This window comes from Amphibacillus xylanus NBRC 15112, from assembly GCF_000307165.1.
Lineage (GTDB): Bacteria > Bacillota > Bacilli > Bacillales > Amphibacillaceae > Amphibacillus > Amphibacillus xylanus.
In genome coordinates this window covers 360,726-386,109 of sequence record NC_018704.1, presented here as the reverse complement: position 1 = coordinate 386,109, position 25,384 = coordinate 360,726, and the positions used below count along the sequence as shown (strand labels likewise).

The 25,384-nt window shown below is 37.5% G+C and carries 23 protein-coding genes, 2 tRNA genes, 2 rRNA genes and 1 pseudogene; 9 read left to right on the top strand and 19 right to left on the bottom strand.

Features of this window, described 5'->3' with window-relative positions; genetic code table 11:
* Nucleotide 1: 1 nt before the first annotated feature.
* Nucleotides 2-1,045 carry a Gfo/Idh/MocA family protein gene (locus AXY_RS02090; RefSeq protein WP_015009121.1) on the bottom strand — a complete coding sequence of 348 codons (1,044 nt, stop codon included), beginning with the start codon at nucleotides 1,043-1,045 and terminating at the stop codon, nucleotides 2-4.
* Between the two features lie 144 nt (nucleotides 1,046-1,189).
* Between AXY_RS02090 and AXY_RS02085 the strand changes: the two genes are divergently transcribed.
* A complete protein-coding gene (locus tag AXY_RS02085) occupies nucleotides 1,190-1,957 on the top strand; it encodes a helix-turn-helix domain-containing protein (RefSeq protein ID WP_015009120.1) in 768 nt (255 codons plus the stop codon).
* Nucleotides 1,958-2,011: 54 nt separating this feature from the next.
* On the opposite strand, the gene AXY_RS02080 is transcribed toward AXY_RS02085, so the two are convergent.
* The 3 genes from AXY_RS02080 to AXY_RS02070 all read right to left on the bottom strand — a co-directional run bounded on the left by AXY_RS02080 (nucleotide 2,012) and on the right by AXY_RS02070 (nucleotide 5,109).
* Nucleotides 2,012-2,833: a carbohydrate ABC transporter permease gene (locus AXY_RS02080; RefSeq protein ID WP_015009119.1), complete on the bottom strand. Its 822-nt coding sequence runs from the start codon at nucleotides 2,831-2,833 to the stop codon at nucleotides 2,012-2,014.
* Entirely contained in the window at nucleotides 2,833-3,693 is an 861-nt protein-coding gene (locus tag AXY_RS02075; protein ID WP_015009118.1) for a carbohydrate ABC transporter permease, read from the bottom strand. Before AXY_RS02075 ends, AXY_RS02080 begins: the two co-directional genes overlap by 1 nt.
* 120 nt (nucleotides 3,694-3,813) lie before the next feature.
* A complete protein-coding gene (locus tag AXY_RS02070) occupies nucleotides 3,814-5,109 on the bottom strand; it encodes an ABC transporter substrate-binding protein (protein ID WP_015009117.1) in 1,296 nt (431 codons plus the stop codon).
* A 582-nt stretch (nucleotides 5,110-5,691) separates the two neighbouring features.
* On the opposite strand from AXY_RS02070, the gene AXY_RS02065 reads away from it, so the two are divergent.
* The gene (locus AXY_RS02065; RefSeq protein WP_015009116.1) at nucleotides 5,692-6,600 is read left to right on the top strand and encodes an aldo/keto reductase; all 909 of its coding nucleotides are present in this window, start codon (nucleotides 5,692-5,694) and stop codon (nucleotides 6,598-6,600) included.
* Between the two features lie 77 nt (nucleotides 6,601-6,677).
* On the opposite strand, the gene AXY_RS02060 is transcribed toward AXY_RS02065, so the two are convergent.
* Nucleotides 6,678-7,139, bottom strand: coding sequence for an 8-oxo-dGTP diphosphatase (locus tag AXY_RS02060; protein ID WP_015009115.1), 462 nt, complete (start codon nucleotides 7,137-7,139; stop codon nucleotides 6,678-6,680).
* A 148-nt stretch (nucleotides 7,140-7,287) separates the two neighbouring features.
* Between AXY_RS02060 and AXY_RS02055 the strand changes: the two genes are divergently transcribed.
* Nucleotides 7,288-8,121: an amidohydrolase family protein gene (locus AXY_RS02055; RefSeq protein WP_015009114.1), complete on the top strand. Its 834-nt coding sequence runs from the start codon at nucleotides 7,288-7,290 to the stop codon at nucleotides 8,119-8,121.
* A gap of 143 nt (nucleotides 8,122-8,264) precedes the next feature.
* On the opposite strand, the gene AXY_RS02050 is transcribed toward AXY_RS02055, so the two are convergent.
* Nucleotides 8,265-9,071, bottom strand: coding sequence for a histidinol-phosphatase (locus AXY_RS02050; RefSeq protein WP_015009113.1), 807 nt, complete (start codon nucleotides 9,069-9,071; stop codon nucleotides 8,265-8,267).
* Nucleotides 9,072-9,366: 295 nt separating this feature from the next.
* Between AXY_RS02050 and AXY_RS02045 the strand changes: the two genes are divergently transcribed.
* The 3 genes and pseudogenes from AXY_RS02045 (at nucleotide 9,367) to AXY_RS02035 (ending at nucleotide 11,382) form a co-directional block, all read left to right on the top strand.
* Nucleotides 9,367-9,753, top strand: a complete 387-nt coding sequence (locus tag AXY_RS02045) for a response regulator (protein WP_015009112.1) — start codon at nucleotides 9,367-9,369, stop codon at nucleotides 9,751-9,753.
* A 116-nt stretch (nucleotides 9,754-9,869) separates the two neighbouring features.
* Nucleotides 9,870-10,793 (top strand): annotated as a pseudogene (locus AXY_RS02040) (IS30 family transposase).
* 91 nt (nucleotides 10,794-10,884) lie between these two features.
* On the top strand, nucleotides 10,885-11,382 hold the full coding sequence (locus AXY_RS02035; protein WP_015009109.1) for a hypothetical protein: 498 nt from the start codon (nucleotides 10,885-10,887) through the stop codon (nucleotides 11,380-11,382).
* 277 nt (nucleotides 11,383-11,659) lie between these two features.
* Here AXY_RS02035 and AXY_RS02030 read toward each other — a convergent pair whose 3' ends face one another.
* The 3 genes from AXY_RS02030 to groES form a co-directional block, all read right to left on the bottom strand.
* Nucleotides 11,660-11,872, bottom strand: coding sequence for a hypothetical protein (locus AXY_RS02030; protein WP_197536011.1), 213 nt, complete (start codon nucleotides 11,870-11,872; stop codon nucleotides 11,660-11,662).
* A gap of 159 nt (nucleotides 11,873-12,031) precedes the next feature.
* Nucleotides 12,032-13,657: a chaperonin GroEL gene (gene groL, locus AXY_RS02025; RefSeq protein WP_015009107.1), complete on the bottom strand. Its 1,626-nt coding sequence runs from the start codon at nucleotides 13,655-13,657 to the stop codon at nucleotides 12,032-12,034.
* A gap of 46 nt (nucleotides 13,658-13,703) precedes the next feature.
* Entirely contained in the window at nucleotides 13,704-13,988 is a 285-nt protein-coding gene (gene groES, locus AXY_RS02020) for a co-chaperone GroES (protein ID WP_015009106.1), read from the bottom strand.
* A 216-nt stretch (nucleotides 13,989-14,204) separates the two neighbouring features.
* Between groES and AXY_RS02015 the strand changes: the two genes are divergently transcribed.
* Together AXY_RS02015 and AXY_RS02010 are read left to right on the top strand one after the other, a co-directional pair.
* Complete coding sequence (locus tag AXY_RS02015) at nucleotides 14,205-14,900, top strand: CPBP family intramembrane glutamic endopeptidase (protein ID WP_015009105.1); 696 nt, start codon at nucleotides 14,205-14,207, stop codon at nucleotides 14,898-14,900.
* A 15-nt stretch (nucleotides 14,901-14,915) separates the two neighbouring features.
* The gene (locus tag AXY_RS02010; protein ID WP_015009104.1) at nucleotides 14,916-15,119 is read left to right on the top strand and encodes a YdiK family protein; all 204 of its coding nucleotides are present in this window, start codon (nucleotides 14,916-14,918) and stop codon (nucleotides 15,117-15,119) included.
* Between the two features lie 23 nt (nucleotides 15,120-15,142).
* Here AXY_RS02010 and AXY_RS02005 read toward each other — a convergent pair whose 3' ends face one another.
* Entirely contained in the window at nucleotides 15,143-15,787 is a 645-nt protein-coding gene (locus AXY_RS02005; RefSeq protein ID WP_015009103.1) for a redox-sensing transcriptional repressor Rex, read from the bottom strand.
* Between the two features lie 174 nt (nucleotides 15,788-15,961).
* Here AXY_RS02005 and AXY_RS02000 point away from each other — a divergent pair, with 174 nt between their 5' ends.
* Complete coding sequence (locus tag AXY_RS02000) at nucleotides 15,962-17,899, top strand: ABC-F family ATP-binding cassette domain-containing protein (protein WP_015009102.1); 1,938 nt, start codon at nucleotides 15,962-15,964, stop codon at nucleotides 17,897-17,899.
* A gap of 234 nt (nucleotides 17,900-18,133) precedes the next feature.
* On the opposite strand, the gene tsaD is transcribed toward AXY_RS02000, so the two are convergent.
* From tsaD to AXY_RS01955, 9 genes are all read right to left on the bottom strand, one after another.
* The gene (tsaD, locus tag AXY_RS01995) at nucleotides 18,134-19,165 is read right to left on the bottom strand and encodes a tRNA (adenosine(37)-N6)-threonylcarbamoyltransferase complex transferase subunit TsaD (RefSeq protein ID WP_081585479.1); all 1,032 of its coding nucleotides are present in this window, start codon (nucleotides 19,163-19,165) and stop codon (nucleotides 18,134-18,136) included.
* Nucleotides 19,162-19,608 (bottom strand): ribosomal protein S18-alanine N-acetyltransferase, encoded by a 447-nt coding sequence (rimI, locus tag AXY_RS01990; protein ID WP_015009100.1) that lies wholly within the window; start codon nucleotides 19,606-19,608, stop codon nucleotides 19,162-19,164. Before rimI ends, tsaD begins: the two co-directional genes overlap by 4 nt.
* Nucleotides 19,601-20,296 (bottom strand): tRNA (adenosine(37)-N6)-threonylcarbamoyltransferase complex dimerization subunit type 1 TsaB, encoded by a 696-nt coding sequence (tsaB, locus tag AXY_RS01985; protein ID WP_015009099.1) that lies wholly within the window; start codon nucleotides 20,294-20,296, stop codon nucleotides 19,601-19,603. The genes rimI and tsaB overlap by 8 nt, the downstream gene beginning before the upstream one ends.
* On the bottom strand, nucleotides 20,293-20,742 hold the full coding sequence (gene tsaE, locus AXY_RS01980) for a tRNA (adenosine(37)-N6)-threonylcarbamoyltransferase complex ATPase subunit type 1 TsaE (RefSeq protein ID WP_015009098.1): 450 nt from the start codon (nucleotides 20,740-20,742) through the stop codon (nucleotides 20,293-20,295). Before tsaE ends, tsaB begins: the two co-directional genes overlap by 4 nt.
* 9 nt (nucleotides 20,743-20,751) lie before the next feature.
* Nucleotides 20,752-21,723 carry a thiamine-phosphate kinase gene (gene thiL, locus AXY_RS01975; RefSeq protein WP_015009097.1) on the bottom strand — a complete coding sequence of 324 codons (972 nt, stop codon included), beginning with the start codon at nucleotides 21,721-21,723 and terminating at the stop codon, nucleotides 20,752-20,754.
* A gap of 144 nt (nucleotides 21,724-21,867) precedes the next feature.
* Nucleotides 21,868-21,944: transfer RNA gene (locus AXY_RS01970), tRNA-Asp, on the bottom strand.
* Nucleotides 21,945-21,989: 45 nt separating this feature from the next.
* Nucleotides 21,990-22,066 (bottom strand) — tRNA-Met (locus AXY_RS01965).
* A gap of 28 nt (nucleotides 22,067-22,094) precedes the next feature.
* A 5S ribosomal RNA gene (gene rrf, locus AXY_RS01960) occupies nucleotides 22,095-22,207 on the bottom strand.
* A gap of 90 nt (nucleotides 22,208-22,297) precedes the next feature.
* Nucleotides 22,298-25,220 (bottom strand): 23S ribosomal RNA (locus AXY_RS01955).
* Nucleotides 25,221-25,384 lie beyond the last annotated feature (164 nt).

Sequence of the window (25,384 nt, the reverse complement as noted above, 5' to 3'; positions counted from 1 at the left end):
CTTAATCACTCTCTCTATTGAAATTGATTCTACGCTTTTCTTTACCTGATTGATAAATCGCATTAATCATTTGTTGTGTCTTTAATGCTTCTTCTGCTGGTATATCTAATACTGCTTTTCCACTCAACGTATCATAGAAGTTATTAATCTGTTTAACATGACTTACGCCCCAATAACCCTTCACACCGTCTTCATAAGTAAATGTTTCTAATGGATTATTATCAGCAATAAACGTTTGGCCATTATTTAAAGTAACGGTTGCTTGATCAGCAAGCATTTTAGCAATACCATTTTCACAATGTAACTCTATTTCAACTGGCGCATCATACGTATAATAGTTAATCGCGTGGAATGCTGTAACTACACCATTTTGATACGCGATAACACCTTCCGCCGCATCTTCAACCTCAATAATTTCATGTGCTCGATTACTAATTGAGGCATCAACATATTTTAAATCACTATCGACAAACCAGCGCATTAAATCTAATGTGTGAATGGCCTGGTCAATGACGACACCACCGCCTTCTTTATCCCAAGTTCCTTTCCAATCGCTTTGTAAGTAATACTGATCTGAACGATCCCAAGTTACCGAGAGCTTACCAGACTTAATTGCCCCTAATTCACCATTTTCAAGCATGCGTTTAATTAATCGTGAACCTGGATTGTATCGATTTTGGAAGATAACCCCCAAAGTGACGCCTGCTTCCTTAGCAGCGTCAATCATATCAACAGCATCCTGATAATGAATTGCCATTGGCTTTTCAGTCATCACATGAATCTTATGCTTAGCCGCTTCAATCGCAACAGGTGCATGAAGATGATGCGGTAAACAAATATGAATCACATCTAGATTTTCCTGAGCAAACATTTCTAAATAGTCATAGTATGCTCGACATTGATATAGTTCAGCCTTTTGATCAGCACGATCTTTCTTTATATCACAAACTGCTACCAATTCTGCATCTTCACGTGCTACGACAGAAGCTGCATGCATTGGAAATACATTTCCGCAGCCAATAATTCCTACTCTTAATTGTGTCATTTGACTCACCCCTTATATTTACGCTTATAAATAAACAATTTGATTGATAGATTTTTTATACACTTATATAATAATGATATATCAACAAAATTTATATAGATGATTTTATAAAAACATATACTATTTTGCTAAAGGGGTTTTAAAATGTGGATCGGGCACTGTGGTTTTTCTTATCACTTACAAGGATATGAAGAAACTAGAGAAACAGGTTATGACTCGTTTTTATTAAGACTACAAACAGAAGGATTTGCGAAATCAAAAATTGAAGATCAGCATTATCCTCTTGAATATGGCGACATCATTCTCGTCCCACCAGGAAGCTATTATCAGTTAGAAATAGATCCTAGTACTCCTAGTGGCGATTTCCACCTGTTTGCTAAAGGGAACTGGATTGAACAATGGTGGAATGAACTAAATCAGCCATTTCACGTAAAAATTAGTGAAGTTAAACAAATTACCACGCTATGGAACTTCCTTTCAACAGAAACGAGACGACCAAAAACAGAGCAAAACCAAGCGTTAATTAAGTACTTTTTCAAAATAATTTGCTTGTTAATTCAACAAGAAACGGTTGCTCGTTCTGCAGTTGAACGTCCATATGTTGTTACTGAAATGATGCGTTATATTGAAGAACACGCGCTTGAAACATTTAAGGTTGAGGATGTTGCCAAAAGTGTTGATTTAAGTGTCTCAAGATCTGTTCACCTTTTTAAAGAACATACAGGAAAAACGATGATTGAATATGCTCAAGACATCCGCCTAACTGCCGCTCTAAACCAAATGAAATATACAAATCTAACACTCGATCATATTGCTGAAAACTGTGGTTTTGGTAATTACCCATATTTCCACCGTGTCTTTAAGAAAATGTACGGCACACCCCCAGGTAAATACAGACAAACATTAAGATAACTATATAGAACGATTAAAGGCCTGACTCAAATGTCGGGCCTTTATATTATTTCGCTACTTCACAGCGCCCTCAGCTACTCCTTCAATAATCTCTTTTTGGGCAAAGAAATATAGTATGATGACTGGGATTATCGCTAATGTCAAACCAGCTAGAGCTAAATGCCATTGCTTTGTATATTGACCGAAGAAGAAGAACATCCTTAACGGAATAGTGGCATACCTTTGACTTAAAACCAGGGATGGTAATAAGTAGTCATTCCAAATCCAGATAACATTTAAGATCATGACTGTTACCGTAACTGGCTTTAACATTGGGAAAATAATTCGCCAGAAAATTTGCCAACGCGAAGCACCATCAATCATCGCTGCCTCATCTAGTGAAGCAGGGATCCCCTTGACTGCACCATGATAGAGAAATATTGATAAGCTTGACCCAAAGCCTAAGTACATATAAATTAAACCAGATGTATTTAACATATCTAACTGGCCAAAAATTGAAATGAGTGGAATCATAACTGATTGAAACGGAATTAACATCGCCGCAACAAACACTAAAAATATCACACCACTTAATCTGCTTTTATTTCTCGCTAGAGCGTAAGCCGCCATTGATGAAAAGACGATAATAATCAAGATGCTTAAGAAAGTTACAATAAATGAGTTAGCTAATGAATTTAAAAAATCCAAATCATTAAACGCCTGGATAAAGTTTTCAAACTGCCACTCACTTGGTAAGCTCAAAACACTTGAAAAAATATCAAACTTTGACTTAAATGCATTTACTATCATTAAATAAAATGGTGACAACCAAATTAGAGCTAAAGCCGAACTAGTTATCGTCAATAATATTTTTGTTCGAAGCTTATTGCTAGTCATTATAATTCCACCTCACGCTTCTTATTGAGATATACTTGTGTTAATGCCACAATAGCAACCAGAATAAAGAAGATAACTGCTTTTGCTTGTGCATAAGCCATATCATAACGACTAAAAGCGGTATTATAAATTTCCATAGCTAGCATTTCTGTTGATCCGTACGGTCCCCCATTAGTCAACGCTAAGTTTTGATCATAAAGTTTAAATGCATTTGACAAAGTTAAGAAAAGACTAATCGTAAATGCCGGAGCGACTAACGGAAACTTAACTCGCCAAAAGCGTTGAAATCCATTTGCACCATCGATTTCAGCAGCTTCAATTAGCTCCTGCGGTATTCCTTGTAAATATGAAATATAGATAATCATGATATATCCGGCGTATTGCCAAACATTTAAAATCACTAAGCCCCAAAAGCCAGTCTCAGCTGTTGATAACCATCCTTGTAGAAAATTAAGATTTAGGAGTTTTCCAACTGCATCAAATCCACTAATGAAGATAAACTGCCAAATAAAGCCCAAAATTAAACCACCAATTAAATTGGGCATAAAGAACACTGTTCTTAAGCCATTACTAATTTTTAGTTTTTGTGTCACTAGAACAGCTAACGAAAGGCCAACTACATTAACAATGACAATTGAAGTCACTGCAAATTTAATTGTAAAGATTAACGAATCAATAAATCGTTGATCACTAAATATTGCTAAGTAATTTTCCAGTCCTAAAAAAGTTGTTGCACTTAGTCCATTCCAGTCAGTAAAGGTATAAATAAAGCCATAGAGGAACGGAAAAAAGACTACAGTCGTTAAGGCGAATAAAGCTGGTGTAATAAAGAGCCAAAAAGAAAGATTTCGGTTATTCATTGACAAAGCCCCCTCGTCACTAAATCCAAGTTAGTTGTCTTTTATTTTAGTAGGATTTCACCATGGATTAGTAAAGCGACTAACGATCACCTATTGTCCTGTTAGTCGCTTATCATCCCGTTACTTCCTAGCATTCTCCCATTCTTGTTTCGACGTTGATAGCACTTCTTCCCATGTCACTTCACCAACTAAATATTTTTGGAATTCTGTTGCCAAGATGTCTTCATTCCAACCGACAGGAGTTGCCATAAACGTCCAGCCAATCGTTTTCTCATCTAATGAATATTGATACACTGTTTTCGATAATGGATCTGCTATCCGATCTGCATCGTAACCATCATAAGCAGGAATAAATTTAAACTTATCTAAGACAAAATCTTTTCCTTGATCTGATGTATACATCCAATCTAAGAAGTCTTTAGCCGCTTTAACTTGTTCATCTGATGCATTTTTATTAACGACCCAATATTGCGGGACACCAACTGGTAAGTGATCTGAGAATTCACCATCAAAAGGCATTGGTATTAAACCAATTCCATTTTCAGCAAAATCTTTATCCATCTGTTCCACCGTTGGATAAATCCAGTTACCCTGTTGAATAACAGCAACCTTCCCTGTTGAAAATAGTTGCTCCACTTGCATTGAATAATCTAGACTGAGAACAGGTTGAACAGAATATTGACTTTGTAAATCTAGCATTTTCTTCATCTGATCACTATATGTGAAATTAATTGTTTCCGATTCAAACGCACCAATAATATCACTATTAAACTCAGGCGCAATGTAATGGTTAGCTAAGTGATTTCCCATTACCCATAGCTCCGATGCCGGGAAGGCGACTACAGCTTCAAGGCCCAGTGCTTCTTTCTGCTCATCAATTTTTGCAAATGCAGCTTCTAATGCAGCAAAACTCGTTAACGTATTTGGATCAACACCTGCTTGATCAAAAATTTCTTTATTATAAATTAATCCATAACCTTCAAGCGCGAACGGTAACCCTAAGATTTCTCCACCTTCTTCAATACCATTTAAAGTCCCATCCAGCGCTAAGGAAGCAGCCTGAGTATCAGATAAGTCGGCTAGATAATCGCGATACTCATTTAACTCTGTTGGCCCACCAATATTAAATATTACCGGTTCATTTCCAGAGGCCATTTCTGCTTTTAGTGAAGCAGCATAATCACTTCCCCCTCCAACAGTTTGGACTGATAAATTCACATGTTCGTTCTCTTTCATATACAATTCTACTAATTCCTCAAATTGATCTTTAAATTCTACTTTAAACTGAAAAACATTAACATCTACTGAATCTTTAGAGCTAGAAGATCGGTTATCAACTGAATCTGACGCACAACCCGACAATACTAAAACGAAGACTGCCAACAACGCTAAGATAAACCCAATTCTCTTACGCATAAAACCGCTCCTTTTTTAATGTTTTCTTCTATCGCACGTGTGCAATCGCTTGCATCAAAGTCGTAATTTAAACATGATTTTAGTTAAAGTTATAGATTTTTACTAAAATCATGTTATTAAAGGGGAAACTTAATAAACTACAACACGAATGAAAGCGATTGCATCATGCAATTTCATCTTAACAATAGTGTCAATACTTTGCAATAGTTTTTGGTAAATTAAACAATTTAATAAATAACTTTTATTTCAAAAACACGACCTAGACAGTCTGCATTTATATCTTTATATCTGTTGATTCAAAATTTACAATTAACTTTGTTTTCCTGATAACGATTGCACATTTCCGTTAAATATGTCGATTTATTTTTCTCGAATTATCTATATTAGTTGATGATTCGCGAAATTTCACAAGATTAATTACACTAATGTGAAATACGTTTATGCGAGGGTATGATTCGAAAATACAATAATTAGAGGGGCTTTTATGTCGATTAAGATATGTTATGATAGCTTCAAAATCATATGCTCTTAATACAACTTTAAAAATTATTAGAATGATAGCCATTGATTGGAGTGACTGAATTGAAATATAGAAAACTAAAAAATATTGATATGGATGTGTCTATCTTAAGCTATGGTGCTTCCTCATTAGGTTCAGTTTTTAAGGAGATTAATGAATCAGAGGGGATTAGAACAGTACATGAAGCCATTGACCTTGGTATTAATTTAATTGATGTCTCACCTTATTACGGCTTGACTAAAGCTGAAAATGTACTTGGTAAAGCATTACAAGACATACCTAGAGACAAATACTTTCTATCCTCAAAAGCGGGACGATATGGTGAACATGACTTTGATTTTTCAAGAAAAAGTATCTTAACGAGTGTTGAAGATAGTCTAAAGCGATTAAATACCGACTATCTAGATATTCTTCTATTACATGATATTGAATTTGGTTCATTTGATGAGGTTATGGAAGAGGGTATTCCAGCATTGCATGAATTGAAAAAAGCAGGGAAAATTCGATACTTCGGTGTATCTGCATATCCATTAGAAATTTTTAAAAGAGTGCTGGCGCAGACTGATCTTGATCTGATTTTATCTTACTGTCACTATTCATTAAATGATCAATCACTACTTGATCTTATTCCGTTTCTAGAGGAAAAGAAGGTAGATTTAATTAATGCATCTCCTCTCTCGATGGGGTTACTTAGTTCTCGAGGTGGACCACCAGAATGGCATCCAGCTGATGATGAAATAAAGAGGGTTTGTCAGGAAGCGGCTAATTACTGTAAAGAGCAAGGTGCCGATATTGCAAAACTTGCGATCCAATTTGCTGTAAGTAACGAGCTAATTCCAACAACATTAGTTAGTACAGCTAACCCTACAAATATGCGTCATAATATTCAGTGGGCAACTGAACCGATTGATGAGCAATTATTGCATGCTGTCTTGACAATCTTAAAACCGATCCACAATAAAACGTGGTAATCAAAAATTAAACCATCATACGGGACAAAATTAGAATCGTTCAATTTTGTCCCGATTTCTTTTGTGGCTAACTACATTTAAAGCAACTTTAAGTTCCAGTGATCTCCTTCACGGTAATAATAAAACTCACTTAATTCATCAGACTCAAACACCTGAAGCATCTGTTCAAAGTCAGGAGCAAGCTGATAGTTTAATAATTGCTCACGCTCAATCCAAAAAACTTCACCTTCATCAGATGATTTTAATTCACCCTCAAACTGATCTGTTTTATACAATAAGACGACATAGCGTTCGTCACGTTTTGTTTGGAACTGCTTAATTCCACATAGAACAGGTGACTTAATTAATAAACCAGTTTCTTCCCAAACCTCTCTAATAACCGATTTAGTAAACGATTCCCCCTGATCTACATGCCCACCTGGAAATGTCACTCCTGGCCAATTCTTGCTAATTCGGTCTTGAACGAGTATCCGACCGTTATCGTCAAAAACCATGCACATATTGGTAAAAATAGCTTGTTCACTTTTACTAATTGTCATCACCTCTTGTCATTAAATTAATCATATTCTACCATAACTTCTAGCTTTCAAAATAGTTTGAGTAGCAAACTTGGTAGAAAGTCGCTATCATAGTAGTAATCATTAATAGAATTTTTGTTCCTAAAAAATATTGGGAGGATGATTTTCTATGCGACTAGATGCACATCAACATTATTGGAGAATTAATCGAGGTGACTATGGTTGGATTACACCTGATGTAACGACGCTTTATCGAGATTATTTACCCGAAGATCTCTTACCTCATTTAAACAGACATAAGATTGATCAGACGATTCTTGTCCAAGCAGCACCAACAATTGAAGAGAGTCAGTTCTTATTAGAGCTTAGCGACAAGTATGATTCAATTGCAGGGGTTGTTGGTTGGATCGATTTAGATCAGCCTAACTACCTTGAACAGTTTAATGAACTTGCCAAGCATCCAAAGTTTTTAGGTTTTCGCTTAAACATTCAAGATATGACTGATGAGACTACTGCCTTAAAAGACCATTACATTGAAGCACTCCGTTATTTTGCTAAGGAGGATGTACCGGTTGATTTATTATTTGTCCATCATCAATTCCCAACAGTGCTTAAATTACTTGAACAAGTGCCTAACTTAAGAGGTGTCGTTGATCATCTTGGTAAACCTGATATAGCCTCACAAAAATTCGAGCCTTGGAATGAACACATCAAAGAAATTGCATCGTATGAAAATATTTATTGTAAGTTGTCCGGTATGGTTACAGAAGCTAATCATGATCACTGGAATAAGGATGATTTTGTTCAATATATTCAGCATATCCTCGACACATTTGGGATTGACCGAGTCATGTTCGGTAGTGACTGGCCAGTTTGCCTGCTAGCAGGAACGTATGATGAGGTTGTTGAAGTGTTAAAGCATGGATTACAGCATCGACTTTCAGACAACGATTTAGCTAAGCTATTCGGACTTAATGCAAAGCGCTTTTATAAGTTAACATAACAAGCACCACCACGATTATATTCACAAAAAAACTTAGCGCGTATTTCACAGACTGATCTCTTATAAAAAACACAAGCTTGTAGACAGAACTGATTAATTATCCATTCTATCTATTAAGCTTGTGTTTTAATTTGATTACTAATTTAGAACGTTACAATTTTTCTTTCCTTCTCCACATAGTAGACCATCTCGTTATAACCAATTGCTTTTAGCGTTTGCTGCACAAGTTCAAATTCATCGCCAATTCTTTCAGGAACATGGGCATCTGAACCAAATGTAATATCTACCCCATAATGGAAAGCACGCTCAAGAATCTCATGAGATGGATACCATCCTCCACAGTCCTTTGTTTTGCCTGATGTATTCACTTCTATCGCAACACCCGCTTCAGCTATTACTTTCAAGGTATTTTCGATAATAGGCGTTTCAATCCTTGTGAATTCAGGATAAAAACCTTTCATTGCATCAATATGACCTAACACTTGGAAGAGACCACTTTTAGCTGATTTCTGTATCAATTGATAGTATCGCTCTTTTTCTGCGATTCGTTCCTGCTCATTAAGCCCATCCCAACGGCCGCGTTCAAAAATATTTTTGCCATTAACATGGTGTACAGATCCAATCACATAATCAAATGGGTATTGATTATAAACATTTCGATAGAGTTCCTCATGCTCTGGGAAATAGTCACTTTCAACTCCCAATAAGACATGGATTTTACCCTCATATTTCTTCTTTAATTCAAGCACTTCATTAACATAGTTAGGAAATTCACTTTTCGCCATCGCAACGCCCGGATGCAAACGATCCTCTTCACTATAAAAATACGGTGAATGATCAGCAATACCAATATAGCTTAGACCACGATCAATCGCTGACTTAATATAGTCTTCAATATTACCTTCTGCATGACCACAACGATAGTGGTGATTATGTAAATCAAATTTCATATTTATCCCTCCTGATGTTGACACTCAGTTCTCACTGCCTATTATAGTAGGGTTAAATAAGTGACATGTCAACAGAAAAAGAAAGCGTTTTCCCTAATAAACTATCAGTAACGCATCTTTTCTATCGTTTTACTAAAGAACTCTCTAAAAGTGATAGATTATTAACAGATTTTCTCTGTTGCCTTGCAATTTTAATGTATAGTAAAATCAGGGTATCGAGATGTATGCTCGAAACTAAGTTATATATTACATAAATAGGTCATTTATACTTTCCTACGGAAGGAGATACTCGAGCATGTTCGCAGATGAAAAGATTAATCTATTAATCGTAGATAAACTTAACAAAACTCAATTTATAATCGAGTCTGTTATTAACCAAGAAAAATATAACTTAGTTAGAGCGAGTACTAGTGAAGAAGCCATTCAGTATATTGTTAATCATAATTTCGCTCTTATCTTGCTTGACGATCAAACTATAGGTGTAGATAGCTATACAACTGTAAAAGTTATTAGAGCAATCGATAAAACGAAGGACATACCAATTCTTTTTATTAATACTGATACTTCTCAAACAAAATATATGATGAATTATTTTGATGGATCAATGGACTACATTTTAAAACCAGTTGATCCATTAATTTTAAAACATAAAATAGATCATTTTATTAAACGTAGATTGTAAAATTAAGCTAGACAACTAAAAAAGTCATTTATGATACACTCTTACTATACTTCCACCACGAAGAATAGGAGTGATCATAAATGACCTACACCCATCTTACCACGGATGAATGAGTAATGATAGAAGCTTATTATCATCAAAATATTTCAGTTGCGATTATCGCTGAACGCTTAAAACGTTCGCGTCAACCCATTTATAACGTCATTAACTTTTTGAAGCAGGGTCACTCAGCGATCAATTACTACAAACGCTACAAGGAAAACAAAAGGCGATGCGGTAGACGTAAGATCTCCTTGCCTAAAAAAGAGCAGGAATACGTCAAGGAAAAGGTTTCCCTTGGATGGACGCCGGACGTTATTATTGGGCGTGCTGAACAGCCCATCAGTTGTTCAATGAGAACTTTATATCGTCGCTTTGAGGACGGTTACTTTGATAGAACAACGCTCCCTATGAAGGGCATAAGAAAACCAAATGGACACAACGAACGACGTGGAAAGCAAGCTTTCAAACGACATATCTCTGAAAGAGATAAAGACTATCCTCTATTTAAAGATGAATTTGGTTACATTGAAGGTGACACAATCGTTGGTGCTCATCATAAAAGCGCAGTTATCACATTGGTGGAACGTCTATCTAAAGCTATCATCACTTTAAAGCCAGAAGGTAGAAAAGCAAGTGACATTGAAACAACGCTAACACAGTGGTTTCAATCTATTCCAAGAAATCTGTTTAAGTCTTTCACATTTGATAATGGGAAAGAATTTAGTAATTGGAAATCGTTGTCCAACCAACATGATGTCTCAATCTACTTTGCAGACCCAGGAACACCTTCACAACGTGGCTTAAATGAACAATCAAATGGCTTACTTTGAAAAGATGGTTTGCCAAAAGAAATGGACTTCAACGAAGTCGATCAGAACTTTGTGTCCGCAGTAGCTGACAAGAGAAATAAAATCCCTAGAAAATCACTAAATTATCGAACGCCTTTGGAAGTGTTTTTGAGTTACATCGATGAATCACATTTGTCTAGCTTAAATTGACAAATCAAATGATAATATATTCAATTGGCTTACTAACCACAGTTTTGGTGAGAGAAGAACGCTAGATAGTTATAAGAGCTATTCTCAAAAGTTGTTCTTACCATTAATCTCAAAATATAAATGTCTGTCAGAAAAAGAAGAACTATCTGAAATTGAAAGTGAGTTTCTAAGGAACATATTTTATACTGGACAAATATTTCGCATTCATCCTTACAGTAAAACAACAAGAAAATTTGTATTTCCTACAAAGTATTATAGTCACTGGTCCCGTAATCTTGAAGGCATCCAATATATTAAAAACAATGGAATCTGGGTACTTCTAATCGGTGAAGTAACCGAAGATAATCCTGGTATTGATATTTTTAGACTACTAACTTTTATTTTTGAATATAATGATATCCGTACTATGATTTCATCTCGAGGTCCTCGTCAATTGCTTAGGTACGAAAACGAAAATGAGATTGCAGCAGTTCTGAGCAAAGAAATAATAAAAGATATACGTATCATTGATATGAGTGACGAAACTGACTACAGAATAATAGGAAAATCGGTACCTCAAAATAAATGGTATCGAAAAACCATGCTTTAGCAGGTTATATTAGAACAATAAATGCACTCAACACCTGTCTGCTGAGTGCATTTATCTACTTTCTAACATGAACTTATAGCCAACTAATGGCGATTTATAGAACGGAATTCCTTTATTTCGATAATTGAAAGTACCCCACAATAAATTTCTAATGTTCCTCACGTTTCCACCACCTTTACATTTTACCAAAGACTAGTCACTCACTAGCTGAGAGGTAAAGATCACCTCCTAAAAAAGAGCATAAAAATAACACCTACTAATTTTACTTAGTAAATACCTAGTCTATAATCTCTATACTCTTTATCTCATTTTCATACAACTCATATGAGAAGCCAGCACCTGGTTGAGTAACAACCCCGATACTCGCTATTTCTGGATCATTATCAAGAGCTTGAGTGTAATCGATGCAGTCGCCTTCAAATACTTGTCCATCTATATCAATCACTCTTACTCTTTTTCCTGCATATTCCCAAAGCTCCAATACTCTCACCTCAAAGTCTCCATGTAACAAAAGAAATAAAAAAAGAGGCCTCCATTAAATTTTCAAAATTAATGAATGACCTCTAATTTGTAAAATGTTACCCCAATGTTACCCCTACACACATATCCAGTGTAGAAACATTGATTTAACAGGCTTTATGACGCCTGATTACATCATGCCCGGCATTCCGCCCATGCCACCCATATCAGGTGTGCCTGACTTATCTTCTGGGATATCTGCAACAACCGCTTCAGTTGTTAAGAACATAGCTGCAACAGATGCTGCGTTTTGTAGAGCAGAACGAGTAACTTTAGTTGGGTCAACGATACCAGCTTCAATCATGTTTACCCACTCGCCAGTAGCTGCGTTGAATCCAACACCAATTTCTTCTCCTTTTAGACGCTCAGCAACGATTGATCCTTCTAGACCAGCGTTAGTTGCAATTTGACGTACAGGCTCTTCTAGTGCACGTAGAACGATGCTTGCACCAGTTGCTTCGTCGCCTTCAAGCTCAATTCCAGCAACTTTTGAGTAAATGTTCATTAGTGCTGTACCACCACCAGAAACAATACCTTCTTCAACAGCTGCACGTGTTGAGTTTAAAGCATCTTCAATACGAAGCTTACGCTCTTTAAGTTCTGTTTCAGTTGCAGCACCAACTTTAACAACTGCAACACCACCAGATAACTTAGCTAAGCGCTCTTGTAATTTTTCTTTATCAAATTCAGATGTTGTTTCTTCGATTTGAGCACGGATTTGTTGTACACGTGCTGAAATTGTTTCAGGATTTCCTGCTCCATCAACAATTGTTGTGTTTTCTTTTGTAACAACAACTTTAGCTGCGCGACCAAGTTGCTCAATTGATGAAGACTTAAGATCAAGACCTAGATCTTCAGTAATCACTTCTGCACCTGTAAGTGTCGCAATATCTTCAAGCATTGCCTTACGACGGTCACCAAATCCTGGTGCTTTTACAGCTACTGCATTAAATGTTCCACGAAGTTTGTTTACAACCAATGTTGCAAGTGCTTCACCTTCAACATCTTCAGCAATAATTAATAGTGGCTTGCTTTGTTGTACAACTTGCTCAAGTACTGGTAATACATCTTGAATGTTGTTAATTTTCTTATCTGTTACTAAAATATATGGATCTTCAAGCACTGCTTCCATCTTATCTTGGTCAGATACCATATATGGTGAAGTATATCCGCGGTCAAATTGCATACCTTCTACTACTTCAAGTTCAGTGCTGAATCCTCTTGATTCTTCAACAGTAATTACACCATCATTACCAACGCGCTCCATTGCTTCAGCGATTAATTGACCTACTTCTTCGTCATTTGCTGAAATAGCTGCAACTTGAGCGATTGATTCTTTATCTTCAACTGTTTGTGAAATTTTTCTAAGCTCGTCTACTGCAACTTCAACAGCTTTTTCAATTCCACGGCGAACACCGACAGGGTTTGCTCCAGAAGCAACGTTTTTCAATCCTTCTTTAATCATTGCTTGTGCTAAAACTGTTGCTGTTGTCGTTCCGTCTCCTGCAACATCGTTAGTTTGTGAAGCTACTTCTGAAACAAGTTGTGCTCCCATATTTTCGAAACGATCTTGTAATTCGATTTCTTTAGCAATTGTAACACCATCGTTTGTAATTAATGGTGAACCAAAGCTTTTATCTAAAACAACGTTACGACCTTTAGGTCCTAATGTTACTTTTACAGCATTTGCTAATGTATCTACACCGCGAAGCATTGCTTGACGTGCATCTTCACTGAATTTAATGTTTTTTGCCATTGATAAATCCTCCTATTAACTAAGTATTTATTTAATCTGCTTTTAATTATCCAATTACAGCTAAAATATCATCTTCACGTAGAATTAAGTAATCTTTACCTTCATACTTTAATTCTGTACCTGCATATTTAGCAAAAATAACAAGGTTCCCTTCTTCTACTTCTGGAGTAATTTTGGAACCGTTATCTGCTACTCGACCTGATCCAACTGAAACTACTCGGCCTTGTTGTGGCTTTTCCTTTGCTGTGTCAGGTAACACAATACCACTTGCTGTTTTTTCTTCTTCTTCTACAAGTTCAATAATGATACGATCTCCTAATGGTTTTAACATACTAAAAACCCTCCTCCATTGAATTAAACGTTTTTTAGCACTCGCCAACATTGAGTGCTAACACCACTATTATAATAATAAATTTATTTTCAATATGCAAGCAAAGTGATAATTTTTTTATTAATTAATTTTACTTATAACATGTTGGTGTTAATTGTCTAGTTATTTTGTGTTAGAATACGTATATTGGTGTTTTTGAAAGGAAGGAGTATATCTATGACTAAACGTTATTTGGGAATTATCTTTACTTATCTATTTGCCCAGTTATCTCCGGTACTTGTAGCAAAATTATTACTACCTTTTGACCTTGATGCAGATAGTCATAATCAGATTATAATGAACTGGCAGGTATTTATCTTTTTAGTTGCCGTATTTGTGTCAATTCTTCTATTGAATAAGAAAGATCAAATAAGTGATCAAAGTCGTTCTAGTGATACGATGACTTTTGTTTGGATTGTAATAGGATTCTTTATGGCACTATTTGGTCAAGCGCTAGGTAACTTACTGTATATGCTAATATTTGGGTCTGTTGAACAATCACAAAATACAGCTCAGATTATGGAAATTGCTCGTGCTTATCCGATCTTCATTATCATCGTAGCAATCGTCGGTCCGATTCTTGAAGAAATTATCTTTCGAAAAATTATCTTCGGTGAGCTCTATAAACGCTCAAACTTTTGGATTGCTGGGGTCATTTCTGGATTAATTTTCGCAGTTATACATAACGACTTTACCCACATTCACCTTTACTTTATAATGGCTTTTGTGTTTGCATTTGTATATGTAAAATCAAAGCGAATTATTGTGCCGATAATGGCACACGTCTTGATGAATACATTTGTTGTCATTGTGCAACTGACATTACCACCAAATGTTATTGAACAAGTCAACTTTATTCAGATGTTTTTATAGGAGGATAATCTAGTTATGCGAATTGTTTCACCATTAAGGGGGGCAATGTTTCATTTTATTATGGGAGCATTATTTATTTATTTTGCTTACCATTCTATTACTGAAACAGTTCTCGATCCTTTAACGCTATTTTTAAGCGTTCTAGCAACGCTAGAAGTAGGAATAGGGATTCGATTATTGCAATTTTATTTAAAAATTAAGCGAAATCAAAAAAAATAAACAACAAGCATAGGACTTGTTGTTTATTTCTTTTCAAGTGGATAATGTTCAACAAAATAAAGTAGTGATTGAAGCTCCACTGTTAAATCAATATGATGGACGCGAACATCTGCAGGAACTGTAAGTCGCGCAGGAGTAAAGTTCAATATTCCTTTTACGCCTGCTTTAACTATTACGTCAGTAACACTTTGTGCTACATGTCCAGGAACAGTTAATATGGCTACGTCAATGTCGGATTCGGATAGTGATTGGTCTAACTTTTCAACATCTTCTACCATTACATGACCAACCTCTTTACCGATTAAATCAGGATTAGCATCATATGCTTTAGCAATTTTCGTATTATTGCTTTTTGAAAAATTGTAGTGTAAAAATGCAGTACCTAAGTTTCCGACCCCGATTAAAGCGACATTTGATTCATTGTCTTGATTTAATGTCTTACGGAAAAATTCTAATAAGTACTCAACGTTATAACCATAACCCTTTCTTCCTAAAGCACCGAAATAGGAAAAGTCTCGTCTAATTGTTGCCGAGTCAACTTTAACTGCTTCGCTTAATTCTTTAGATGATACTCTTGTTTTACCCTGTAGATGAAGATTATTAAGAAAACGATAGTATAACGGTAATCTTTTTGCCGTAGCTTGAGGGATATTGTTATTAATTTCCATTACTTAGACTCCTTCTTTAATATAATCTTTGTTCACTGTTGATCATAGTCTCTATAATTAGTGTAACAAATTATTGATCGAAAGTCTTATAAAATTATTTTTTATTATTACATAGATTTTGCTTACTCTTTCAGCAAATGATACGATAAATTGAGATAGATGAGGTGAATTGCTATGATTTTATTACAAATTAACCAATTAGTAAAACGATTTGGTGCTGAAACTATTTTAAACAATATTAAGTTAGAAGTGAAGGCCAATGATAGAATTGCTATAGTTGGCCGAAACGGATCTGGTAAATCAACATTACTAAAAATTATCGCCGGTATTTTGCCCTATGATGAAGGAACAATTCATCGTTCAAAAGATGTCACGATGGGTTACTTAGATCAACATACGGGACTTGAAACAAAAGAGACAATCTGGAATGAGATGAAGAGTGTCTTTAATGAGTTAATTGAAGAAGAAAAAGCTTTACGTGAAATGGAAGCAAAAATGGGTGATCCTGATTTATTAAATGATCCATCACGTTATCAACAATTACTTAATCAATATGATAATAGACTACAAAGTTTTAAAGATAATGGCGGCTATCAATATGAATCTGACATAAAAACGATTTTAAATGGCTTAAATTTTGCAGATTTTGATTTTAATACGCCAATATATGAATTAAGTGGCGGGCAAAAGACTCGTCTTGCTTTAGCAAAGCTATTGTTATCTAAACCTGATTTATTAATATTAGACGAACCGACAAACCATTTAGATATTACTACATTATCATGGTTAGAGCAATTTTTACGTAGTTACCATGGTGCTATCGTCATTGTATCTCACGACCGTTATTTCCTTGATCATACAGTTGATATTATATATGAAATTGCACATCAACAGTCGAAAAAATATCACGGAAATTATACAAAATACTTAGAACAAAAAGCACTCGATTATGAGCGTGAATTTAAAGCATATGAAAAACAACAGTCTGAGATTCAGCGTATGGAAGAGTTTGTTCAGCGCAACTTAGTGAGAGCATCAACGACAAAAAGAGCACAAAGTAGACGTAAACAGCTGGAAAAAATGAATCGATTAGATAAGCCTAAAGGTGAAGAGGGACAGGCTTCATTTAGCTTTGATATAAAACAGCGCAGTGGTAATAATGTGTTAAAGGTAGAGAACTTATCATTTAGATATCCTAATGAGGAAAAAAATATTTTTTCTAACTTGAACTTTACTGTTAACCGCCAGGATCGTATTGCTCTAGTGGGTCCTAATGGTGTCGGTAAGACAACATTGTTAAAAACATTAATTTCAGAGCATCAAGCAACTACTGGTTCATTAACTTTTGGGACCAATGTTGAAGTAGGCTATTACGATCAGGAGCTTGCAAGGCTTGATTCACGAAAAACAGTACTGATGGAATTATGGGATGAGTTCCCGCACGTAAATGAACAAGAGATTCGGACTGTTTTAGGGAATTTCTTATTTTCTGGTGAAGACGTACTTAGCCCTGTCGCGACATTAAGTGGTGGAGAAAAAGCACGTCTAGCATTAGCAAAGCTGATGATGAAGCAATCTAATTTGCTTATTCTTGATGAGCCGACAAACCATTTAGACTTAACGAGTAAAGAAATCTTAGAAGCTGCACTAATTGATTTCCCTGGTACAATTATTTTTGTTTCTCACGATCGATACTTTATTAACGAGATTGCAACACATGTTTATGAATTAAGTCATGATGGCATAACAGTATACTTAGGTGATTATGATTACTATGTATCGAAAAAACAAGAACAAGAAGAAATAGAAGCATTAAATCAAGAAAAAGTTAACACAAAATCGGTAACACCTGAACCAAAGACTAATTACCATGAAGAAAAGCAGCGAAAGCAATTAGAACGCAAACGATTAAGACGGATCGAAGAAATTGAGATAGAAATTGAAGCATTAGAAGAAAAAATTGCTGAAAATGAGTTAGAGCTTATCAAACCTGAAGTTTATCAGGATCATGAAAAAGCATTAGAACTAACTACCGCTAATCAAGAATTAACTGATAAGATTGAAGAACTCATGCAAGAGTGGGAAGCTTTACATGAGCATTCAGAAATTTAAAACTAAAAAAGAGATTATTTGAAGGTCATTATTCATTCATCACCTTCAAATAATCTCTTTTTATTTTATCCACAATTTCAGCCTTGATAATTCAATACATTAACATAGTTATCAACATTATCCACAGATTTTTCATTAGTTATCCACTGATTATGTGCACAGATTAGTTATTAATAGATCTGACTTTGAAAGAGTTATGCACATACCTGTAGATAACTTGTGTATAATTCATACCTAGCGAGCACCATACATTTCTAAATCTAGGGCTGGATTTGCGTTCATTGACCAATCTGTATTTAATCCTTTTTCATAATCAATCATTGCGGCAGCACCAATCATTGCTGCATTATCTGTACATAAAGCAAGTGGTGGGATTGATAATTTAATTAATTGATCATTGAATCTTTCTTTTAGTGCTGTTCTTAAACCTTGATTTGCTGCAACACCACCAGCAACAATCACGTGTTTAACTTGATACTTTTCAGCTGCTTTATACGTTTTTTCAACTAGAACTTCCACAACACTTGCTTGAAAGCTTGCTGCGATATCTTTTCGATCTAGTTCAATACCTTTTTGATTGGCATTATGAAGCGTGTTAATAACAGCTGACTTTAATCCACTAAAACTAAAATCAAATGAATCTTCTTCTAACCATGCTCTAGGGAAATTCAAGTTATCCTCACCTAATTGGGCAAGGCGATCAATTTCCGGTCCACCTGGATACGGTAAATCCATTGTTCGCGCTACTTTATCATAGGCTTCACCAGCAGCATCATCTCTTGTCTCTCCAATCACTTCAAAGTGTCCATGCTCTTTCATTAAGATCAACTCTGTATGTCCACCCGAGACGACTAAAGCCAGTAATGGGAATTGAAACTCCTCGACTAGACGGTTAGCATAAATATGACCAGCAATATGATGGACGCCTATCAATGGTTTATTATGAGTAAATGCCAGTGCTTTTGCTGTACTTACACCTACTAATAAAGCACCAACTAATCCTGGGCCTTCAGTTACGGCAATCGCATCAATTTCTTCTAAAGTTAACTCTGCTTGATTAAAAGTTTCTTCTAATACATAAGTCATTTGCTCAACATGATGTCTCGAGGCTATTTCGGGTACTACGCCACCAAATCTTTTGTGACTTTCTATTTGGGACGCTACAACATTTGCTACTATCTCTGTTCCATTTTTAATAATGGCAGCAGCTGTCTCATCACAGCTTGTTTCGATTGCTAATATATACGTGTTTTTTTCTTGTTTCATAATCTCACCCACATTACAATAGCATCCTCATTATTATCTGTATAATAATTTTTTCGAATGCCTGCTTTTTCTAAACCGAATTTTTGATATAACCTTTGTGCCGTATAGTTTGAATATCTGACTTCTAAAGACAAATTTGTTGCTCCTCTTGTCATTGCATGGTTTAACATATATTGAAATAACATGGCACCATAGCCCTGTCCACGATATTGAGGATCAACCGCAATATTTGTAACTTGCGCTTCGTCCAGTACGAGCCAAAGACCACAAAATCCAATTAACTTATCATCTTTCTCAATTACAAAATAGTAAGCAAAATGATTTTCAAGTAATTCTTTTTTGTATAAATTTTTTGTCCAAACCGAGGTAAATGACTTTCTTTCAATTTCTTCGACTTGGTCTAGATCTTTGAGTTCCATTGGGCGAATAACAATATTACTCATTGGATTGCTCCTTTTGACTTGCTAGCCAATTTGCTTCAGCTTCAACAAGTCGTAAATAACTTGGTACAAGCTCGTGAACATTGTCTCCTTCTAAATCTGCCCCGAAAAGGGCTAATAAGCCGGCTCTGACAGTATTTAATCCTTCTGGAAGAAATACAGCCTGATCTTTTAATTCTTTTGTAATCATTGATTGAAATGCTCCTAGATCAGGACTTAAAAAGATTATTGGTTGCTCTACTTTTTTTAACTGCTCGAGCCAATCCGTCATTAAGCAATTTTGATCTTGAATGACAGGTTCAATATGTTCATTATATAATCCTGTATAAACTAGGTCCCTTCTTGCATCAAAGAAAGGACAGATCAATGCGCCTCTATCTCTTGCTTGTAGAGATAATGCGGCTAAGCTAGAAACTCCGACAACTGGTATATTTAGCGACCAAGCCATCGTTTTAGCTGTTGATAATCCGATCCTTATCCCTGTATATGACCCAGGTCCTTTACCAACGACAATTTTCGTTAAGTCTTGTGGCTTTACTTGAGCATCCTCTAATAATTGAACAATTGCTGGCATTAACCGCTTTGAATGTTTATTTTTGCTGCTTGTGCTATAGTCAGCAATTATCTTCCCATCTTGTGATAGCGCAATGGCTAATGTCTCACTCGATGTATCAATTGCTAATATTGTCATCTTACTAGCTCCTCACACACTTTTTCATAATATGAACCAATTGGATTAAGTTTAAATAATCGTGATTCTTCATCTAACCGCTCAATTGATATGTCTAACCTCTCTTTAGGTAAAAACGAGTCAATAAATTGTGGCCACTCAATAACAGTAATCGCTTGGTCAGAGAAATAATCATCGAAGCCAATATCTTCTTCACTATCCTCTAGTCTATAGGCATCAATATGATGTAAAGGTATCTCCGCATGATAACTCTTAACTATCGTAAATGTCGGACTATTAATTGTCCGCTTAATACCTAGAGCTTCACCTAGTCCTTTTGTAAAGGTTGTTTTACCAACTCCTAGGTCACCAGTTAGCGTAATAACACTATTTGGTCGTAAAAGTTGAGCAAGTTTACTTGCTAATGTTTTCGTTTCAAATTCAGACATAACTTTTATAGTTTGCATTTTATCACCTTAGTTTTTATGAACATATCCACTAGATTGTAACTTAATATATGTTTCATTTCTTTTAATCCAGACAGTTCCGTTATTTTTTAATTCATCTTTAACTTCCCCTATTTTTGCAATGGGAGTATTAGTTTGTTCTGCCGCATCACGAACTAAACGCCAATATTCAGGTGAGACAGCTCCAATCAATTCAAAGTCTTCTCCACCACTTAAACTATAATCCAACTGTTGAGCTCGTGGAAATTGCTTTAATTCTTTAGATAATGGTAATTTTCCCTCATCAAGATAGATTGTTAATCTAGAGGCTTGAGCAAGTTCATTCGCTTCACTTGCAATTCCATCACTAATATCATTTAAAGCTAACCTTTCAATATTAGCTAATTGTGAGGCAAATTCTACTCTTGGTGTCGGCATACGGTGACGATTAATTAAATAGTCTGCACCAAAGTCTACCGATTGTTTATCAAGTAATATATTTAATCCAGCAGCAGCGTCACCTAATGTTCCTGTCACAAAAATAATATCACCTGGACGCATTAAATCACGATACCGTGCCTTTCCAGCTAAAACAGCTCCATTTACTGTGACAGATAGTACAAGTTGCTCTCCTGTAACCGTATCGCCACCAATTAAGTCAACTTGATGCTTTTTAGCTAATGTTTCTAATCCATGATAAATTTCTTGTAGATCGTAATTGGAATAGTTCTTTGGTACAACGATTGATACTAAATATGAAATGGGGTTTGCGCCCATCGCAGCCATATCGCTAAGATTAGCTGCCAAAGATCGATAACCAACATGAAAAGGTTTCATCGTTTCTTTTGAAAAATGAATGCCATCGACAAGCGTATCGACAGAGGTGACGATATCATGATATGGAAGACGAAAAACTGCCGCATCATCTCCAATACCTTTTATCGTAGTATTATTTCGATAATAAGATTGTTTTATTGAATTAATAAATTTAAATTCATTCACCCTGTTGGCCATCCTTTCATGAACTACTCCTATCATAGCAAAAATTAATCATAATAGAAATGATCGACAAACCTTGTAATCAAAAAAACTGTTTTTTCTATTTGGTGATAGAAAAAACAGTTTAAATATTCTTCATAAAATAAATGGCGGTCCGGACGGGACTCGAACCCGCGACCTCCTGCGTGACAGGCAGGCATTCTAACCAACTGAACTACCGGACCACTTAATATTAAATTAGATTACATTAAAATATGTAAAACAAAATTTGGTTGCGGGGGCAGGATTTGAACCTACGGCCTCCGGGTTATGAGCCCGACGAGCTACCAGACTGCTCCACCCCGCGACAATAAAATATTTAATTAAATAGGTTGGCTTAGCGACGTCCTACTCTCGCAGGGAAAACCCAACTACCATCGGCGCTGAAGAGCTTAACTTCTGTGTTCGGTATGGGAACAGGTGTGACCTCTTCGCTATTGTCACTAAACCTACAGGTTATATACCCTGAAAACTAGATAAGAAATGCACCTGACAAGTGTCATCAAATTCAATTTTGTACGTTTACGTACGTTTTAATTTAGTTAAGTCCTCGATCGATTAGTATTCGTCAGCTTCACATGTCACCATGCTTCCACCTCGAACCTATCTACCTCATCGTCTCTGAGGGATCTTACTCTAAAAGATGGGAAGTCTCATCTTGAGGGAGGCTTCATGCTTAGATGCTTTCAGCACTTATCCTTTCCATACGTAGCTACCCAGCCATGCTCCTGGCGGAACAACTGGTGCACCAGCGGTATGTCCATCCCGGTCCTCTCGTACTAAGGACAGCTCCTCTCAAACTTCCAAACGCCCACGACGGATAGGGACCGAACTGTCTCACGACGTTCTGAACCCAGCTCGCGTACCGCTTTAATGGGCGAACAGCCCAACCCTTGGGACCGACTACAGCCCCAGGATGCGATGAGCCGACATCGAGGTGCCAAACCTCCCCGTCGATGTGGACTCTTGGGGGAGATAAGCCTGTTATCCCCGGGGTAGCTTTTATCCGTTGAGCGATGGCCCTTCCATGCGGAACCACCGGATCACTAAGCCCGACTTTCGTCCCTGCTCGACTTGTAGGTCTCGCAGTCAAGCTCCCTTCTGCCTTTACACTCTATGAATGATTTCCAACCATTCTGAGGGAACCTTTGGGCGCCTCCGTTACTCTTTAGGAGGCGACCGCCCCAGTCAAACTGCCTGCCTGACACTGTCTCCGAACCGGATAACGGTCCTGGGTTAGAAGGTCAACACCATCAGGGTGGTATCCCACCGGCGCCTCCACGTAAGCTAGCGCTCACGCTTCTTTGGCTCCCACCTATCCTGTACAAATGGCATCAACATTCAATATCAAGCTACAGTAAAGCTCCACGGGGTCTTTCCGTCCTGTCGCGGGTAATGCGCATTTTCACGCATAGTATAATTTCACCGGGTCTCTCGTTGAGACAGTGCCCAAGTCGTTGCACCTTTCGTGCGGGTCGGAACTTACCCGACAAGGAATTTCGCTACCTTAGGACCGTTATAGTTACGGCCGCCGTTCACTGGGGCTTCAGTTCAACGCTTCGTACCAAAGGTACTAACGCATTCCCTTAACCTTCCAGCACCGGGCAGGTGTCAGCCCCTATACTTCGCCTTGCGGCTTCGCAGAGACCTGTGTTTTTGCTAAACAGTCGCTTGGGCCTTTTCACTGCGGCTTCTTCTAAAAGAAGCACCCCTTCTCCCGAAGTTACGGGGTCATTTTGCCGAGTTCCTTAACGAGAGTTCTCCCGCTCACCTTAGAATTCTCATCTCGCCTACCTGTGTCGGTTTGCGGTACAGGCACCTGTGTCCTGGCTAGAGGCTTTTCTTGGCAGTGTGGAATCAGAAACTTCGGTACTATATTTCCCTCCCCATCACAGCTCATGATTAATATCAGACGGATTTGCCTATCTGACTCACTCACTGATTGGGCGTGCATTTCCATCAGCACGCTTTTCTTATCCTCCTGCGTCCCCCCTTCGCTCGTAACGGTCACGAGGTGGTACAGGAATATCAACCTGTCATCCATCGCCTACGCCCTTCGGCCTCGGCTTAGGTCCTGACTAACCCTGAGTGGACGAGCCTTCCTCAGGAAACCTTAGGCATTCGGTGAAGAAGATTCTCACTTCTTTTTCGCTACTCATACCGGCATTCTCACTTCTAAGCGCTCCACCAGTCCTCTCGGTCTGACTTCTCTGCACTTACAACGCTCTCCTACCATTGATCGAAGATCAATCCGTAGCTTCGGTGATACGTTTAGCCCCGGTACATTTTCGGCGCAGCGTCACTCGACCAGTGAGCTATTACGCACTCTTTAAATGGTGGCTGCTTCTAAGCCAACATCCTGGTTGTCTGTGCAACGCCACATCCTTTTCCACTTAACGTATACTTTGGGACCTTAGCTGACGGTCTGGGTTGTTTCCCTCTCGACTATGAACCTTATCACCCATAGTCTGACTCCCAAGTCTATATCTCTGGCATTCGGAGTTTGACTGAATTCGGTAACCCGATGAGGGCCCCTAGTTCAATCAGTGCTCTACCTCCAGGATACGTATCTTGAGGCTAGCCCTAAAGCTATTTCGGAGAGAACCAGCTATCTCCGTGTTCGATTGGCTTTTCACCCCTACCCACACCTCATCCCCGCATTTTTCAACATACGTGGGTTCGGGCCTCCAGTCAGTGTTACCTGACCTTCACCCTGGACATGGGTAGATCACACGGTTTCGGGTCTACGACCTTCTACTATATTCGCCCGTTTCAGACTCGCTTTCGCTGCGGCTTCACCTTTTCTGGTTTAACCTTGCAGAAAATCGTAACTCGCCGGTCCATTCTACAAAAGGTACGCCGTCACCCATTAACGGGCTCCGACTACTTGTAAGCACACGGTTTCAGGTACTATTTCACTCCCCTCCCGGGGTGCTTTTCACCTTTCCCTCACGGTACTGGTTCACTATCGGTCACTAGGGAGTATTTAGCCTTGGGAGATGGTCCTCCCGGATTCCAACGGAATTTCACGTGTTCCGTCGTACTCAGGATACACATCGGAGGTGATGATCTTTCCACTACAGGGCTGTTACCTTGTATCGCGGACCTTTCCAGATCGCTTCGTGTAAATCGTCACTTTGTAACTCCTAATGATGTGTCCTACAACCCCAGTAAGCAAGCTTACTGGTTTGGGCTAATTCCGTTTCGCTCGCCGCTACTCAGGAAATCGCTTTTGCTTTCTCTTCCTCTGGGTACTTAGATGTTTCAGTTCCCCAGGTCTGCCTCATTTAACCTATGGATTCAGTTAAATGTACTACTCCATTACGAGTAGTGGGTTCCCCCATTCGGAAATTCCCGGATCAATGCTTACGTACAGCTCCCCGAGACATATCGGTGTTTGTCCCGTCCTTCGTCGGCTCCTAGTGCCAAGGCATCCACCGTGCGCTCTTTCTTACTTAACTAAAGTTGAACTTTTTATTGCTTCACAGTAAAAAAGACTTTTGGTCTTACTTTGTTTAAAAGTTTGATTTGATGTCTTGTCATACAGCTCGTGTTCAATCCTCATAAATAAGGAATGTTCACTTACTGTTTATTCTTATCTAGTTTTCAAGGTACGCTTCCACAC